We start from the raw sequence: 16,602 nt of genomic DNA, 5'->3' as shown, positions 1-16,602 counted from the left end.
ATGCCCTCTGCACCCGTTACCAACAACCCAAAGCACTTCGTGCCCGGCACGGATCTTCTCCCGGCCGGCACTCTGGCTCCGTTCCTCCTGATCTGCGGCCTGTTCTTCCTTTGGGGAATCCCCAACAGCATGAACGACGTCCTCATCCGCCAGTTCTCCAAGAGCTTTGAGATCACACGGCTTGAAGCAGGCCTCGTCCAATGGGCCTTCTACCTGGGCTACTTTGTCTTCGCGCTGCCCGCAGGTCTGCTCATGCGCAAGTACGGCTACCGTGCCGGCTTGATCGTAGGGCTCCTGCTCTTCGCGGTGGGCTGCTGTCTCTTTCTGCCGGCGGCATCGGCAGGTCGGTATGCCTTCTTCCTCACGGCGCTCTTCGTCGTAGCAAGCGGTCTCTCGTTCCTCGAATCGGCAGCGAACCCACTCATCGCGCAGTTCGGTCCCACCGCAACCTCTGAGCGTCGCCTCAACATCGCGCAGGCCTTCAATCCCATCGGCACCATCACCGGCGCACTCGTCGGGACGCGCTTCATCTTCTCCGGCATTGAACTCACGCCAACCCAGGTCGCAGCCATGAAGGCCTCCGGCGAATACGCGGCCTATCTGCATCACGAGACCGTGCGCGTCGTCGCTCCGTACCTTGTGCTCGCGGGTCTCGTTCTGCTCTGGGCCATCTTTATCGCCTTCACACGCTTTCCCAAGTTCGTGCGATCGCGCGAAGAGGACGCAGGGAACTCCGCCAACTGGCGCGTGCTTCTGCGCGAGCGGCACTTCCTCTTCGCTCTTCCAACGCAATTCTTCTACGTCGGCGCGCAGGTCGGTACCTGGAGCTACTTCATCAAGTACGCGCAGGAGTACGCTCACGCCTCCGAGCGCAGCGCAGGCCTCCTGCTCGCAGGAACCCTCGCCGCCTTCGGTATCGGCCGCTTCGGTTCAGCACTCCTCATGAAGCGCATCCCGGCCAGCCGTCTCATGCAGGGCTACGCAGTGGCCAATGTCTTTCTGCTCGCCTTCGGAGCGCTCCACCCCGGCCAGGCAGGCTTGATCGCCATCTTCGCCACCAGCTTCTTCATGTCCATCATGTTTCCCACGATCTTCGCCCTGGGCATCAAAGACCTCGGACCCAACACCAACGTCGCAGGATCGCTCCTCGTCATGACCATCATCGGAGGCGGCGTCCTCACCCTCGCCATGGGCGGCGCAGGCGAGTTCTTCCACAACACGGCCATCTCCTACCTCGTCCCGCTCGTCTGCTACTTCGTCGTCTTCGCCTACGCCTTCGGCATGGCAGGCTATCAGCGGCGGAGGGCCATGCAGTCCACCTTCGAGGTGTAATCTCCAGCGGCCGAACACCGCACCGCGAGGTTGCCGCCTCACCGCAACCTCGCGGAAGATAAACAGGAACACGCCGGAAGGGATATCGAAATACCGTGTCAACTCTCAATCCTCGTATCACCGCCGTCCGCACTCTCGATCTTCGATTTCCCACCTCCCGGTTTCATATCGGCAGCGACGCGGTCAATAAAGATCCGGACTACTCCGCCGCATACTGCATCCTCGAAACCGACACCGGTCTCGAAGGCCACGGCCTCACCTTCACGCTCGGCCGCGGCACCGAACTCTGCGTCATGGCAGTGAACTACCTGTCGCGCTTCCTCGTAGGCCGCACCCTCTCGGACATCACCGCGAACATGGCCGCATGGGTGCAGGAACTCACCGGCGACACCCAGTTCCGCTGGCTCGGCCCGGAAAAAGGCGTCATCCATCTCGCCGCCGCGGCACTCGTCAACGCCGTCTGGGATCTCTGGGCACGCGCTGAAGGCAAGCCCGTCTGGCGCCTCCTCGCAGATCTGTCGCCGGAACAGATCGTCGCCTGCATCGATTTCCGTTACATCACCGACGCCCTCACACCCGAAGAGGCGCTCGAAATCCTGCGCCGCAATGAACCCACCAAGCGGGACCGCATCGCCCAACTCCTGCAGAGTGGTCTGCCCGCCTACACCACCTCCGTTGGCTGGTTCGGCTTCAGCGACGACAAGATCCGCAACCTCTGCCAGCAGGCCCTCTCCGAAGGCTGGACACACTTCAAGCTCAAGGTAGGCGGCGACGCCGCAGACGATCTCCGCCGCGGCCACATCGTCCGCGAAGAGATCGGCTGGGACCACAAACTCATGGTCGACGCCAATCAGAAGTGGGACGTAGGCCAGGCAATCGACCGCACCCGCCAGCTCGCAGAACTCGACCTCTGGTGGATGGAAGAGCCGACCAGCCCCGACGACATCCTGGGCCACCGCCGCATCCGTCAGGAGACAAACGTCCGCATCGCTACAGGCGAACACTGCCAGAGCAAAGTCATGTTCAAGCAGCTACTCCAGGCCGAAGCCATCGACGTCTGCCAGATCGATAGCTGCCGCGTAGCCGGCGTCAACGAGAACCTCGCCATCATCCTCATGGCCGCAAAGTTCGGCATCCCCGTCTGCCCCCACGCAGGCGGCGTCGGCCTCTGCGAATACGTCCAGCACCTCTCCGCCTTTGACTTCATCTGGGCAGGCGCATCCCTCCAGGACCGAGTCGTCGAATACGTCGACCACCTCCACGAACACTTCCTCACACCCGTGCAGATCCAACGCGGCCGCTATATGCTTCCCCAAACCGCAGGATTCAGCATCGAAATCTACCCGGAAAGTCTCCGGGAATACGAGTTCCCCTCGGGCACCTACTGGCTCTCGCCCGAAGCGCAACAAACCGCCACACCGAAGTAAAGGATCATCATGAGTTTTCGTTTGGATGGAAAACGCGCCCTCGTAACAGGAGCAGGCAGCGGCATCGGTCGCGCAACTGCGATCGCCCTCGCTGAAGCCGGCGCAGAGGTCTACGCACTCGATCTGCAGGAGACCGCTGCAAAGGGCGTCGCCGACCACATCACCTCGACCGGCGGCAAATGCCAGCCCATTGCCTGCGATGTCAGCAACGAAGACAGCATCGCCGCCGCCTTCGCATCCATCGCCGGCCTCGAACTTCTCGTCAACAGCGCAGGCGTCGCGCACATCGGCACCATCTTCGACACCAACCCGGACGACTTCGACCGCCTCTACCGCGTCAACGTCCGCGGCACTTATCTCTGCATGCAATCCGCACTCAAGCTCATGAGCCGCGGCTCCGCCATCGTCAACATCGCCTCCATCGCCGCAACCTCCGGCCTCAGCGCACGCTTCGCATACTCCATGACCAAGGGCGCCGTCGTTGCAATGACACTCTCCGTCGCCAAAGACGCGTTGCCCCTCGGCGTTCGTTGCAACTGCATCTCACCCGCGCGCGTCCACACATCGTTCGTCGACGGCTTCCTCGCGAAGAACTATCCCGGCAGGGAAGAAGAGATGCTCGCCACCCTCGCGGCCAGCCAGCCCATCGGACGCATGGGCACGCCGGAAGAGATCGCACAACTCGCCCTCTACCTCTGCTCCGACTCAGCCAGCTTCATCACAGGCTCTGACGTCGCAATCGACGGCGGCTTCAACAACCTGCGGTAACGGAACAGCAAAGGATCATTGCGGATGAACTTGGGATTGAAAGACAAGGTGATCGTAGTGACAGGCGGCGCCTCGGGTATCGGCGCCTCCATCACACGGCTCTGCCTTGAAGAGGGAGCCACCGTCGCCATCCTCACGCGCATCTCGCCCGGCGTGCAGGAGTTCGTTCAGGCGCAGCAGGCCGCAGGCCACTCCTGCCACCTGATCGAGATGGAACTGAACGACGTCGCCGCCTGTCAGCAGGCAATCGAAACGGTCTACACTCGCCACGGATCCATCTACGCGCTGGTCAACAACGCCGCCCTGAATGACGGCGTCGGACTCGCCGACGGCACACCCGAAGCTTTCCTCAACAGCCTCCGCACCAACCTCGTACCGGCCTACGTCCTCACCCAATCAGCGCTACCCGCACTGCAGGCCTCGTCCGGCGTCATCATCAACATCGGCTCCAAGGTCTCGCTCACCGGTCAGGGAAACACCTCAGGCTACGCCGCCTCCAAGGGCGGCATCCTCAGCCTCACACGCGAGTGGGCCGCGGAGTTACTGCCCCAGGGCATTCGCGTCAACGCAGTCATCCCCGCAGAGGTCATGACGCCGGCCTATGAAGCCTGGCTCCAGACCCTCGCCGATCCCGCAGAAACTCTCAAGCGCATCGAGACGCAAATTCCGTTAGGTCGACGCATGACAACACCCGACGAGATCGCGGCAACCGTCGTCTTCCTGCTCTCGCCCGTCTACAGCTCCCACACCACCGGCCAGTGGCTCCACGTCGATGGTGGCTACGTCCATCTCGATCGCGCACTGACCTCCGTAGCGATCCGCAAGGAACCGTAGAACATCAACAAGCAGCGAGCGCCGGTGGGCTAAGCCGGATCCAGTTGAAAGATCTGTTCCATCACCCGCCACTTACCCGATGGATCATGCTCTGGATCGACGTTCTGGAACTGGCTCACCAGCCGCTCCCACTCCTGCACAGCAGGATTGGCCGCGTCCATCGCGGCCTTCTTTTCGAACGTGAAATCGTCCACCGTGTCCATGATCATGAACAGGTGATTGCCAAGCATGAAGATCTGCATATCGATCACGCCGGCATCACGAATACTCTTCTGAATCACCGGTTGCACGCTCTTGTGCAGCCTGACATATTCCTCCATCAAAGAGGGATCAGGGTGTAGATCGAGAGCCAGACAATAACGCTTCATGCACTATCCTTGCGCCGCCGCTACTCATAGCTTCCAGCACGAAATTAAGATACGTTCCGGGACAATCTTCTCACGGCAGCTCACTGCTCACTGCGCGCTCTTGCCGATCGCATACCGCACGCCAAACCGGCCAATCTGCAGGATCGACTTCGTCTGCGGCGACCACAACCGGAACGACTCCACGCGCGTCAATCCTGGAATGATCCTCGCCTCTGCCGACCCGCGCAACGCCTCCGTATTCGCGTCGTAGAAGTGGACATTCAGCATCGTGTCGCCATGCTCCCAACCCAGCACGTACTCACCCGGCGCCAGCGCCAGCGTGCCGACTTCAAGGGGTATCTGTGTCGTCAGAAAGTGGGAGTACTTACCGTTCGCCGCATAACCCGTAGTAATCAGCACCACGCCAGCGACGAACTCACCATGTCCATCCGTAATGCCGGACGCGGTGCGCATCTCGGTCTCAATGTGCTCGTGACCCACGGGCGCGCGCGCTGGCAGTATCTCGCGCAGTTCCGCATCGCTCGCCTGCCGCCATGTCTTCAGTGGGCTTCGCGCCCACAACCGCCCGGCCAGCAGCGTGCCTGCACTCAGAGCCAGCAGCTTGACGACCTGCCTGCGATGGATAGACCCGCGACGTCTCGAAGACACACTCTCATCGATCATTCTCATTGCCAATCTTGTTCAGGTGGAGGATGCCTCGTTGAAGCGCAGCGGTCACAGCCTGTGTGCGATCGTTGACCTTCAACTTGGAAAGAAGGCTGTTGATGTGTGTCTTCACGGTCGCCTCCGTAACAAACAGATCGGTTCCAATCTCCTTGTTACTGCGGCCCTCCGCAATTCTCTGCAGCACCTTCAGTTCGCTCTTCGTCAAACGCGGCGTGCCCATACGTTCGGCAAGTTTTTCTGCAATGGCAAAAGGGATCCGCGACCGGCCTTCGTTCACGGCGCGAATGGCTTCGATCAGCTCCTCCACCGACATACCCTTCAGCAGGTAACCCTTCGCACCCGCCTGCAGTGCGCGGCAGATATCCTCGTCCCCGTCAAAGGTCGTCAGGACAATAATCTTCGCTGTAGGGTTTTGCTCACGGATCTTGTTGATCGCATCCACGCCGCTCATGCCAGGCAGACGCAGGTCCATCAACGTCACGTCGGGCTGATGCTGCTGGAACAGCGTCACGGCCTCTTCGCCATCGCTCGCCTCCGCAACAACTTCAAAGCCTGCTTCCGTACGAAGCAGTGCCGCAAAGCCGCGACGCACCACGTGATGATCATCGACCAGTAGCAATCGGATCGGTGCTGCCATCAGGACCTCGATCCCTTTTCACGATCCTTTACGATCGCGGTCTCAATACGAATTGCCGTTCCATTTCCCGGCGAACTTTCCAGCATGAACGTGGCCCCTATCTTCTGCGCCCGTTCGCGCAGTCCTGTCAGTCCATAGTGTCCACTCTCTTTCGATGGTGCTTTCGCAACATCGAAGCCGCAACCATCGTCCTGGATCTCAAGTCGCAGCCTGCGTGGTGTGTAAAGCAACCGGACTAAGATCGTACACGGATCGGCATGCCGCAAGGCGTTGGACACGGCCTCCTGCGTCATCCGGATTAGCTCTGCCTCAACCGTGGATGGCAGTGCGCGATACGCTCCGGTGATCTCCAACTCCGCGTCCACACCGCGTTCAATCGTGTCCTTCACTATCCGCTCCAGGTGCGCTGGCAGCGTCACACGATCCGCATCCTCCGCACGCAGATTCCAGATCGATCGACGCGCCTCCGCAAGTCCCTCCTGCACCAGCGTTCGTGTCTCATTCAGTTCCTGCCGGCACTCCTCCAGCCGTTCACCATGCAGGATGCGAGACAGCATCTCCAGTCGCACGCTCACCGCGACAAATCCCTGTGCCAGCGTGTCATGGATCTCGCGTGCCAGGCGGCTGCGCTCCTCGGCAACTGCCTGGAAGCGCGCGTTCAGGGCCCGCAGTCTCATGCGATACAGACCAAGCAACCCAAGCGCAAAGGCGCACAGCAGCAGCGCCCGGAACCATCCCGTCTGGTAATAGCGCGGCCGCAGTCCCACCGTGATGCTGCTCATGCCCTGCTCGCTCCATGGTCCACCCGCAGACCGCACATTCACGCGGAAGCGATAGCTCCCCGGAGGCAGGTTTGTATAGAACGCCGTCCGCTGTGTCCCTGCGTCGATCCAGTTCCGATCGAATCCCTCCAGCATGTAGCGGTAATGCAGACGCTGCGGTGCAGTCAGGTGAATGCCTGCAAAACTGATCGAGAGATGAGAGACGCCCGGTGGTAGCGATGCCAGCTCCTCCGGTGTCACATCACGGTCATCCGCCGTCATCTCTTCAATCACAATCGGCGGCGCAGACCGAGTGACAGGCAGCAGCGCAGGATCGACCGTGAGCACACCACGACGAGACACAAAGCAGAGTCGTCCATCCGCCAGGCGCACCGCGGAAGGATGACCCGTCGCCGAACCCTCCGACGATTCCAGTCCGTCAGCCGCTCCAAAGTGCGTCACCGCAAGAACACGGCTGCTGCCGGAACGGTATGCCGCCAGGTCCGTCAGCGCAACGCGATCCAGACCGTACTCCGAACTCAACCACAGAAAGCCCGCATCATCTTCCAGGATCGCGAAGATCGCCTTCGGCAGACCTGCCGAAGCAGGGAAGACAAAGAAGCTGCGCCCGCTCCGTACGCCCAGCCCGCTCCCGTTCGTGCCAATCCAAAGATCACCACCCTTTGAGAACGAAAGCGAAGTAATGGTGTCGCTGGGCAAGCCATCGGCGACGGTGTAGTTGTGTACAGAATTGTTATGGAACAGTGCAAGTCCGCCGCGCGTACCCACCCATAGATCACCGGCAGCGTCCTCCGCCATCGCACCGATCAGGTCGCTGCCAAGCCCTTGCTTCGTCGTCCAGGTCGCAGCAGATTTGTTCCGCCAACGGGTCACGCCGTGCCGTGTGCCGATCCATGTACTCCCATCATTCGCTACCAGCAGCGAACGAACGAAGTCGTCGGTCAGTCCATCCTTCACGGTGTAGTTCGTCAGGTGCCCCTTCTCCCAGTGGCTAAGCCCGTCCGGCGTTCCGATCCACACATCGGACGAATCCTTCGGGCTCGTCGCAAGCGACAGCACCGTGTTGCTCGCCAATCCTTCCTTCAGCGTAAGCACGTGCTGCGCAATCGCCTGACCGTCCACACGGTTTAGACCGCCTGCACTCGTGCCCACCCACAACGAACCTGGCCCCGCAGCAGTGACGGATGTTGCGGACCCATCGCCCAGGTCCTGCGCCCGCCCAATCAGATCGAACGGACGATCGCGCAACTCGAAGACGCCGGTCGTCTCCGTCCCTAGCCAAAGATCGCCATCGCGATCTTCATAGAACGACAGCACCGCCGAAGCATTGCCCACGCCGGTTGACTCCATCCGTTCGCCCCACCACCGCGCCACGCCATCATCCGTGCCGATCCATACCGCGCCTCTGTTGTCTGCGAAGAGCGACTCGATCTGCCGTCCCGGTAAGTCCGCTCCCGCCTTAAACACTCGACTGCGGTGCGGCTGCAACAGCAGCAATGCGCTCTCGCCCGCAGCCCACACGCCGTCCGGTGTTATCAGCAGCGAACGGACGCCGCCAGCCGGCAGCGCAGCGTGCAGCGCGAGTTGCTGCAACGCGCCATGGCGCAGGAGAAAGACACCGTCAGTCGAAGCAAAGGCGCAGTCTCCGTTAAGCGCGCACGTAAGCGCCTGCACAGGTGCATGCGATGCGCCCCGCATCTCCGGCTGCACACGACCATCGGCGATGCGCACGATGCCACGATCGGTCGCGGCCCACACGCCACCCTCCGGCGCCTCGGCGATCGTCTGTACTGCAGCCGGCCCGGTGGCTACGGTCTGAAAGTGCAGCTTACCCGCATCGGTCGTCGCGGGCTCTGCGATCGTCGCCACGCCCGCGGACGTAAGTACCCATATCTTCCCGTCCTTCGTCTGAAGGACCGACCGCACCGCGTCAGAGGGCAGACCCTCACGCGTCGTATAAGAGTGAGCGACACCATCGCTCAGCCGCGTCAGTCCCGTAGCAGTCCCAACCCACAACGCGCGTTGCCGATCCTCGAAGAGCGCGCGTATGTCGTTGCCGGCAAGCTGCGGCTGCGTCTCACGACCGAAGACGCGGTACTGATACCCGTTGAAACGGGCCAGCCCGTTCTCCGTTGCCATCCATAGATACCCGTCCGTGGTCTGCAGCATGGCATGGACTGAGTTCTGTGGCAGACCGCTCTCGGTGTTCCAACCCTGTACCGAATACCTCTGCGGGGAAGACGTCGGACTCAGACCGCAAGCCGCGCCCGGCAGAAGGGCAAGCACCATGCAGATGAGTTTTGGTATCCGGGAAAGACTCCAACGAGAACTCATCATGCCGGCTTCATACTTTCACAGCTACCCATACCAGTTCACCTTTTCTCGCAAAGGGTTCAAGCGCGGCCCTATACTTGCCGCCTTATACTTGCCGCATCGTCCATGAGCCCTCGGCCCGTAAAGCAAATCCGTCTCCTATGCGTACTCGCCTGCGCGTGCTGTACCGTGCCCGCCTCGTCCTTCGCGGCAGCGCAACCGCTTAGCCAGGCCGCAGAGAACGCGAAGACCATCACAGGCAAAGTCGTCGACAGCGCAGGACGGCCGCTGCCGGGTGTCACCGTGAAGCTTCACACGCAGACCGACATGCAGAGCAATACCGACGCGTCCGGTTCCTTCTCCTTCCACGCCGCGGGAAACGGCCCCTTCCAGATCACAGCGGAGCTGCGCGGCAAGCGCGCCTCCACGCTCACGGTGCCGCAAATCCCTTCCACGCCCATCACACTCGTCCTCGCGGAAGCATCGTCGGCAAAGTCACCCGGCGACGACATGGGCTTCTCGGACGCCCCCAATTTCACCGTGGCCGGCGTCACAGACTGGACGGCCGTAGGCGGCCACGGCTCCGATGCAACGCTCAGAACCAGCGAAGACCTCGCGCGCACGACGGCAGCACTGCACGCGATGGAGCGAACCAACGGCGGCGATAGGGAAGCGGAGCAGCGCCTGCAAAAGGCCGTCCAGGCCGCCCCAAAGAGCTACGCCGCAAACCTCGCCCTGGGCGAGTACTACCTCCACACCTCGAACTACACACAAGCCGAGAAGACGCTGCAGGTAGCCTCCACCGCCGGCAGCGGACAACCGGAGGTCGAGTACGATCTGGCACTCGCATGCCGAGGCCTGCGCGATATCCCGTCCGCAAAGGCCCACATCGCGCGCGCCCTCAAGTCAGCCGACCGGGCGGACTACCACCGGCTCGCCGGCGAACTCGATGAGGCATCCGGCGACCCCTTCTCTGCCGTGCGTCAGATGGCGCAAGCCGCGCAACTCGACCCAAGCGAAGCGAACTACTTCACCTGGGGCTCCGAACTCCTGCTGCATCGCGCCATCCTGCAGGCCGGCCAGATCTTCGCACGCGGCGCAGCCCTCCACCCTGCATCCGCGCGCCTCCGCACCGGCTGGGGCTCGGCCCTCTTCTCCGAAGCGCGGTACGAAGAAGCGGCCCAGCGCCTCTGCGAAGCCTCGGACCTGCAGCCGAACGAGCCGGAACCTTATCTGGCATTAGGCAAGGCCGACGGAGCCTCGCCCGTCCCTCTGCCCGGTGTCCTCGAGAGACTCGAACGCTTCCTCAAACTGCAACCCAGGAACCCGCATGCAAGCTACCTGCTCGCCACGGCGCTTCTGCGACGCGGCGATCCGGCGACCTCCGAGCGAGCCCAAACCCTGCTGCAACAGACGGTCATACTCGACCCGAAATACGCCGAAGCCTACCTGGAACTCGGCAAAATCGCCGCAACGAAGAAAAACGTGACTGAGACGATTCATCTCTATCAGGAAGCGATCCAATCCGACCCCGAATTGGGCGAAGCGCACTTCCGTTTAGCCGTCCTCTACGAGCGCACCGGCAAGCCCGCCGAAGCAAAACAGGAGCGCGCGCAACACGAAGCAATCGAACAAAAAAGAGCCGAACAAACCGAACAGGAACGCCGCAGCGTCAAGCAATTCCTCGTAGTCCTGCAGGAAACACCCAACCTAAAATAGGGTGGCAGCGATCAGCCCTTCGCCTTAGTAGGCGGCAAAATCCCATCACCCTCACGAATGGTAAGTATCTGATTCACCTTGACTTGCCGGAAGGTCTCCACCTTCCGCGTCGTCGGCCAGGTCACCTCAATCACGTCAATCAGATCGACTTTGCCAACCCCAAAATGCAGCCGCAGATCACTCTGCGACATCACGCTGCCGCCGCTGTGAACCTCATCCATCTGCGTATGTTTGCCAGTAGTAACCCGCACCCGAGCCCCAATCGCAGTCCGGTTACAGTGCGTCCCAATCAGCTTCAACTTGATCCAGTTCAACCGATTCGCACTACTATTCCGCAACAAAGAAGGCCGATCATTCATATTCAAAACCAGCACATCCACGCCGCCATCATTGTCGTAATCGCCAAACGCAGCGCCGCGACTGGAGTAGTGCTCACTGATACCTGCACCCGCTTGCGATGACACATCCTTGAAGCGGCCATTGCCAAGATTGCGGTACAGCAGCCGCTGGCTCTTGAACGTCTGCCCGAACTTATGAGCATCGATCTCGGGATAGACGTGGCCATTGACCTGCAGAACGTCCTGCCATCCGTCGTTGTCATAGTCCAGAAACCCGCAACCCCATGCGACGAATTGACTGTTGCCTCCAAGCCCCGCTTCGAAGACCACATCCGTAAAAGTCCCGTCGCCATTGCTCTTGTAGAGGTTCACGACGTCGTCGGCGAAGTTCGTCTTGTAAATGTCGAACCAGCCATTGCAGTCGTAGTCAGCAACGGCAAGGCCCATGCCGGCCTGCTCATGCCCGGCATCGCTGTAGGCGCAACCAGCCTCCAGCGCGATGTCGGTGAAGGTGCCGTCATGGTTGTTCTTGAAGAGAATGCTCGGCTGCGAATCGACAGCAACATAGATGTCGGGCCAACCGTCGTTGTCGAAGTCATAAGAGACAGGCGTGATTGAATAACGTGGGCCGGGCTTCAGAATGCCCGACGTCTCGGAGACATCCGTGAAGGTGCCATCGCCATTGTTGCGATAAAGGATATTGACGCCGCCCGGCAGACCCCGCGGGCCACAAAGAATCGGAATACCCTTCCACTGGCAGAAATGCTGATCCATCGGGCTCGGGATATCCTGCGGCTCGAGATGGATGTAGTTACAGACAAACAGGTCGAGATGGCCATCGCGGTTGTAGTCGAGAAAGGTGCATCCCGAACCCCAACGATGCTTGTCCTGCCATAGGCCGGCCTTCTTCGTAACATCGGTGAAGGTGCCATTGCCGTTGTTGTGGAAGAGGCGATTGTGGCCCCAGAAGCAGCAGAAGAGATCATCCCAGCCGTCGTTGTTGTAATCGCCAACGCACACGCCGGTCTGCCATCCCGTCACACCCAGACCTGACTTTTCCGTCACGTCAGTAAAGGTACCGTCGCGGTTGTTCTTGTACAGGTGCGATGTTGGAGCTTTTCCCGCAGGCCAGTTCGTATCCAGTCGATCGCCGTTGGTCAGGTAGATATCCAGCCAGCCATCGTGGTCGTAATCAAAGAAGGCGATGCCGCTGCCCTTCGCCTCGAGAATCGAACGCTTGTGATCGACGCCGCCCCATACATTGGTGACGTTCAGGCCGGCCTGCTCTGCAACATCGACGAACTGAACAGAGGATGCATCAGACTTTGCGGCCGCGGGAATACCGGCAGCCTGCAGCGTCTCGGAATCCCATCGCCACAGCGGCTCCGCGAGCGCTTCCGTAAGCGCACTGCCGAGTAGGAGGGCCGAAGTTCCAAGAAAGCGTCTGCGCGGCAGAAACATATGCAGGGACTATACCGAATCCGATGTGTCGTCGTGGAGTATCAAGGGGCCGCGTCGAGAGTCTGCAGCGCCTGGCGTCCTGCGGCGCTGTCGGGCCGCAGCCGGAGCAGATCCTCCAGAACTGATCTCGCCTTCGCCTTGTCGTGCTGCAGCAGGGACACGCGAGCAAGATTGAAGTAAGACTGTTCGAAGGTGGGAACGAGGCGGATACACGTCTGAAACTGCTGGGCCGCGCCATCGTAGTCCTGCTTCCGCACCAGCAGCACGCCAAGATTATTCAGCGCCTCCGGATAATCCGCACGAAGCGCGATCGCTTTGCGAAGGTAGCCCTCGGCAACGCTTACTCGGTTCTGCTGAGCCGCCAGCATCCCGAGGCCGTAGTTGGCCTCCGGATCGTCCGGCTGCAACGCCAGCGCACGATTCAGGGCATCCGATGCTTTGGCAGCATCTCCCTGGCGGCGATACACGTTGCCAAGGTTAAGGAGAGCGATCGCGTAGCCTGGCCGCAACTGGAGCGACTGCAGAAAGTTCTGCGCGGCCTCCTCGTTACGTCCCTCCTGCGCTGCCATCATGCCCAGGTTGTTCCAGGCCTCCGGGTAGTCAGGCCGCAGTCGAAGGGACGTCTTCAAGTTTGCGCGAGCTTCGACAAACTCGTTCCGCCGCAGATGCAACGTGCCCAGATTGTAATAAGCCTCTGCATCATTTGGCCTGGCCGTGACGACCTGTTGAAAGTACAGCGCCGCCGCCTCCAGGTAGCCATGCTGGAACATGGCAACGCCGTAGGTGAAGTCATTGCGGTGAAAGTCGGCAAGATACGGCGTCCCCGCGAAGGGCAGCGCTTTCTTCAAGCGCGCCGCCGCGTCCGGGGGGATACCCTGCGCATCAGCTCTTACCTGCTCCGCGGTGAAATCGCCTTGATAGAGCTTGACCACCATGCCAGTTGGGTCAACCAGGAACGAGCAGGGAATCGGCAGATCCCGACGGCGGTCGAACAGATAGCGGTACAGGATGTTGTAAGTGCCAGCGACCTCCTCCGTCGCGAGGAGCACCGAGAACGGCAGGTTCAGCTTCTGTGCGGCAGCGCGTGCAGCGGCAGCATCGCTCGGCGAATCCAGATTGACCGCGAAGACCTCAATCCGACTCGAGAGCAGACCACCATGGCGCTGTTGCAGATGCGTCAGCAGCTTCAGACTGCCGGGCGATGTGGTCGCCCAGAACACAACCAGCGAGATTCTTCCATCGGCTTGATCCAGCTTTACCGCTTTACCCGAAAGGTCGGGCACGGTGAACGATGGTGCCTTGAGCGGATCCAGCAACCACGTCTGTATATCACTGGAGGGAGTTTCTTGCGCGGCAACACGCTCGGGTGCACCGGCGTGGGCGTACGCGGCAGACGCAGCGGCGACCGGCACACTCGTGAATGCTTCCGAGCCTTCTTCCAATTGAATGCGGTGGTTGGCCCGCAGGTTCTCAAAGTGCTGCGTCAGGCCGCTGGGCCAGCGAACAACCGCGCGGATCGCCGCTGGTGATCGGCCGAGACCGAAGAACAACTCCTTCGAATGTTGTGAGAGAAACCCACTGCCGGCTTGCAGATACTTCGTCTGACGAAGACCGCCCGTCTCGACCGTGACCGAAGTCCCGATGCCGTCACGATTGCTCTTCGTTCCACGCAAGCGGAAAACGATAGAGTCGCCGATATCCTGCATGGCGTTGTGGACGATCCGTAGCTGCGGTGCGTTGCGATTCTTGACGACCACCTCGAGGCGTCCGTCCCCATCGAAGTCGGCCAAGGCGAAGGAGCGTCCATCCTCGAGAAGGTCCATGCCGAGCACGCCAGAAACCTCGGTAAACGTCCCGTCGCGATTGTTTGCGTACATCACGTTTCGTTCTGAACCACTCCACGAACGATCGGATCGAATGAGTTCATTCAGCGCATTCCAGCCGTGCTCATACGCGAGCAGCGGTGTGGAATCGTTCGGTGACTTCCCCACGACCTGGCGCCAGAAGAAGCTACCCAGATCGTCGTTGATTCCTGAACTTTCCGCAGCCGTGATGTAACCGTTGGTAACATACAGATCCGCGTAGCCGTCGTGGTCAAAGTCCCAGAAGTCCGATCCCCAAGCCCAGCGTCCCATGCTGACATTTGCCCGCAGACTCGCATTGCGAAAGACACCATCCGCTGTCCCTTCATAGAGCGCGTTCCCCTCCGCATGCTTGCGGTATAGAGAGCGAATGGCATCCGAAGCACCGGGTTGAAACTGCGGTTGCTGCGACACGCGTTGGCCGGCTGCAGACCACATATCTGCTGCGTACAGGTCTGGCTTGCCGTCGTTGTTGATGTCCGTCCAGGCGGCGCTCATACCCGCGCCCACATCCTCGACCTTTGAGTCGGTAGACGCTGCCTTGAATGTGCCATTTCCCTGGCTGCGGTAGAGCACGTTGCGCCCGAAGTCGTTCACGACATACAGGTCAGGAAAGTTATTCGTCGGCGACTCAGACCACGAGCACGCAAAGCTATAGCGATCGTTGTCGACATTCAGGCCGGCGGCTTCGGTGCGATCGACAAAGCGTCCATCGCCTTCGTTGTGCAACAGAAAATTCGGCGGTCCATTGCGTGCGTCGAAATAAGGGACCGGGTAGTGGTACTGATCCAGGCCCAGATAGTAGCTGTACAGGCAGAAGTAGATGTCCAGTCGCCCGTCCCGGTCGTAGTCGGCAATGGCCGCGTGCGTGAAGGTACCCTCCGGCGTTCGCGCGAACTGGAATGCATCTGGCTTCTGACGGAACGATCCATCGCCCTGATTCAGGAAGAGCAACGGCCCGCCGCCGCAGACCACCAGCAGGTCCTGCAGGCCGTTGTTACGGAAGTCGGCAAAGAGTGCACAACTCGTGTTGTCGAGTACACCGACGCCTGCCTTCCCCGTGACATCTTCGAAGGTGCCATCGCCACGATTGCGGTAGAGCCGGTTCGGCAATCCCGCCGGCTGGCAGACGTACAGGTCGTCATGACCGTCGCCGTCGAAATCGCCCGCTGCGACGCCGTTGTTGCCATAGACATCGATGCCACAGGCACCGTCCAGCACGCTGCGCCAATGGTCCGAGCCGTATCGCAACTGGGCTTCGTACGATGGCGCCTTGGAGAAGGCCGCCTGTGTGACATCGACATAGCCCGGCCCGCCAACGGTGCTCACGGTCTCGCTCTCTGCGCGCCACTGACGGACCGTCCATGCAGTCCCTTCGCGGGACCAAGTCATCGCCCAAGTGCCGACACGCTGCTCCCGCTCGCTCGAAGAAACCAGGAGGACGTCGTGGCGGACCGCCACCGCGACCGTAAGCGGCGCCTGGCTGATCTCTTGAATTGCCGTGATCTCGAAGCTCGCACGGTCGATGCTCTTGCCCACGCCATACGCGGCTTGCAGAGCACGTATGACCTGTTCCGGCCCGCTGCTTTGCAGCGACGGCGAATACTCCCGCCTGCTAGTCCTTATGGTGTCCTGCCGCAGCTTCGTCTCCTGATGCGGGGTGAAGGACGAAGCCTGCACGGAGGTGTGCAGGGTAAGCTTCAGGTCCGCCCATCGCGCGCTACGAAAGCTTCCTGCCCACCGATCAAGTTCTCCCTGAATCTCGAAGGCATGACCCTCCGTCACGAATTCGTCTGTGCCCGGGCGCACCCGGCGGAGGACGTCCTCCAATGGAGAACGCGACGGATAGTGGGGAAGCAGGCGCGGCTCGCTGAACGAGAGGTTGGCAGGCGCGAAGCCGCCCGCCGGGGCTTCGAAGGCCTCTGCACCAAAGGCTGGCCATGCATGCAGCAGCAGCGGCGTCAGTCCAAGCTGCTTCAGGACCGCTCGTCTGTTCCACAGTGGAGGTAGGGCGTCGAGCGTTGGGGGCTTTGAGGCCATGTCAGAGGGCTTGAATCGGTAGCGTACAGTACGCGGGCATCGCCGACAACCTTCC

At 61.0% G+C, this 16,602-nt stretch carries 11 protein-coding genes; 5 read left to right on the top strand and 6 right to left on the bottom strand.

Features of this window, described 5'->3' with window-relative positions; genetic code table 11:
• From fucP to TERRO_RS14360, 4 genes are all read left to right on the top strand, one after another.
• Complete coding sequence (gene fucP / locus TERRO_RS14375; RefSeq protein WP_014786417.1) at window positions 1-1,332, top strand: L-fucose:H+ symporter permease; 1,332 nt, start codon at window positions 1-3, stop codon at window positions 1,330-1,332.
• A 95-nt stretch (window positions 1,333-1,427) separates the two neighbouring features.
• Window positions 1,428-2,759, top strand: coding sequence for an enolase C-terminal domain-like protein (locus TERRO_RS14370; protein WP_014786416.1), 1,332 nt, complete (start codon window positions 1,428-1,430; stop codon window positions 2,757-2,759).
• Window positions 2,760-2,768: 9 nt separating this feature from the next.
• Window positions 2,769-3,527 (top strand): SDR family NAD(P)-dependent oxidoreductase, encoded by a 759-nt coding sequence (locus TERRO_RS14365; protein ID WP_014786415.1) that lies wholly within the window; start codon window positions 2,769-2,771, stop codon window positions 3,525-3,527.
• A 24-nt stretch (window positions 3,528-3,551) separates the two neighbouring features.
• Entirely contained in the window at window positions 3,552-4,361 is an 810-nt protein-coding gene (locus tag TERRO_RS14360) for an SDR family oxidoreductase (RefSeq protein WP_014786414.1), read from the top strand.
• A gap of 29 nt (window positions 4,362-4,390) precedes the next feature.
• On the opposite strand, the gene TERRO_RS14355 is transcribed toward TERRO_RS14360, so the two are convergent.
• From TERRO_RS14355 to TERRO_RS14340, 4 genes are all read right to left on the bottom strand, one after another.
• A complete protein-coding gene (locus TERRO_RS14355; RefSeq protein WP_014786413.1) occupies window positions 4,391-4,729 on the bottom strand; it encodes an L-rhamnose mutarotase in 339 nt (112 codons plus the stop codon).
• Window positions 4,730-4,816: 87 nt separating this feature from the next.
• On the bottom strand, window positions 4,817-5,398 hold the full coding sequence (locus TERRO_RS14350) for a hypothetical protein (protein WP_157178356.1): 582 nt from the start codon (window positions 5,396-5,398) through the stop codon (window positions 4,817-4,819).
• The gene (locus TERRO_RS14345; RefSeq protein ID WP_014786411.1) at window positions 5,382-6,032 is read right to left on the bottom strand and encodes a response regulator; all 651 of its coding nucleotides are present in this window, start codon (window positions 6,030-6,032) and stop codon (window positions 5,382-5,384) included. Before TERRO_RS14345 ends, TERRO_RS14350 begins: the two co-directional genes overlap by 17 nt.
• Window positions 6,032-9,103: a sensor histidine kinase gene (locus tag TERRO_RS14340; protein ID WP_014786410.1), complete on the bottom strand. Its 3,072-nt coding sequence runs from the start codon at window positions 9,101-9,103 to the stop codon at window positions 6,032-6,034. The genes TERRO_RS14345 and TERRO_RS14340 overlap by 1 nt, the downstream gene beginning before the upstream one ends.
• Before the next feature lie 150 nt (window positions 9,104-9,253).
• Here TERRO_RS14340 and TERRO_RS14335 point away from each other — a divergent pair, with 150 nt between their 5' ends.
• Window positions 9,254-10,846, top strand: coding sequence for a tetratricopeptide repeat protein (locus TERRO_RS14335; RefSeq protein WP_014786409.1), 1,593 nt, complete (start codon window positions 9,254-9,256; stop codon window positions 10,844-10,846).
• Between the two features lie 11 nt (window positions 10,847-10,857).
• On the opposite strand, the gene TERRO_RS14330 is transcribed toward TERRO_RS14335, so the two are convergent.
• The gene (locus TERRO_RS14330; RefSeq protein ID WP_014786408.1) at window positions 10,858-12,645 is read right to left on the bottom strand and encodes a CRTAC1 family protein; all 1,788 of its coding nucleotides are present in this window, start codon (window positions 12,643-12,645) and stop codon (window positions 10,858-10,860) included.
• A gap of 41 nt (window positions 12,646-12,686) precedes the next feature.
• Window positions 12,687-16,547 carry an FG-GAP-like repeat-containing protein gene (locus tag TERRO_RS14325; RefSeq protein ID WP_014786407.1) on the bottom strand — a complete coding sequence of 1,287 codons (3,861 nt, stop codon included), beginning with the start codon at window positions 16,545-16,547 and terminating at the stop codon, window positions 12,687-12,689.
• Window positions 16,548-16,602 lie beyond the last annotated feature (55 nt).

This window comes from Terriglobus roseus DSM 18391 (assembly GCF_000265425.1).
Lineage (GTDB): Bacteria > Acidobacteriota > Terriglobia > Terriglobales > Acidobacteriaceae > Terriglobus > Terriglobus roseus.
The sequence above is the reverse complement of the archived record's forward strand: the minus strand, read 5'-3'. Positions and strand labels throughout refer to the sequence as shown.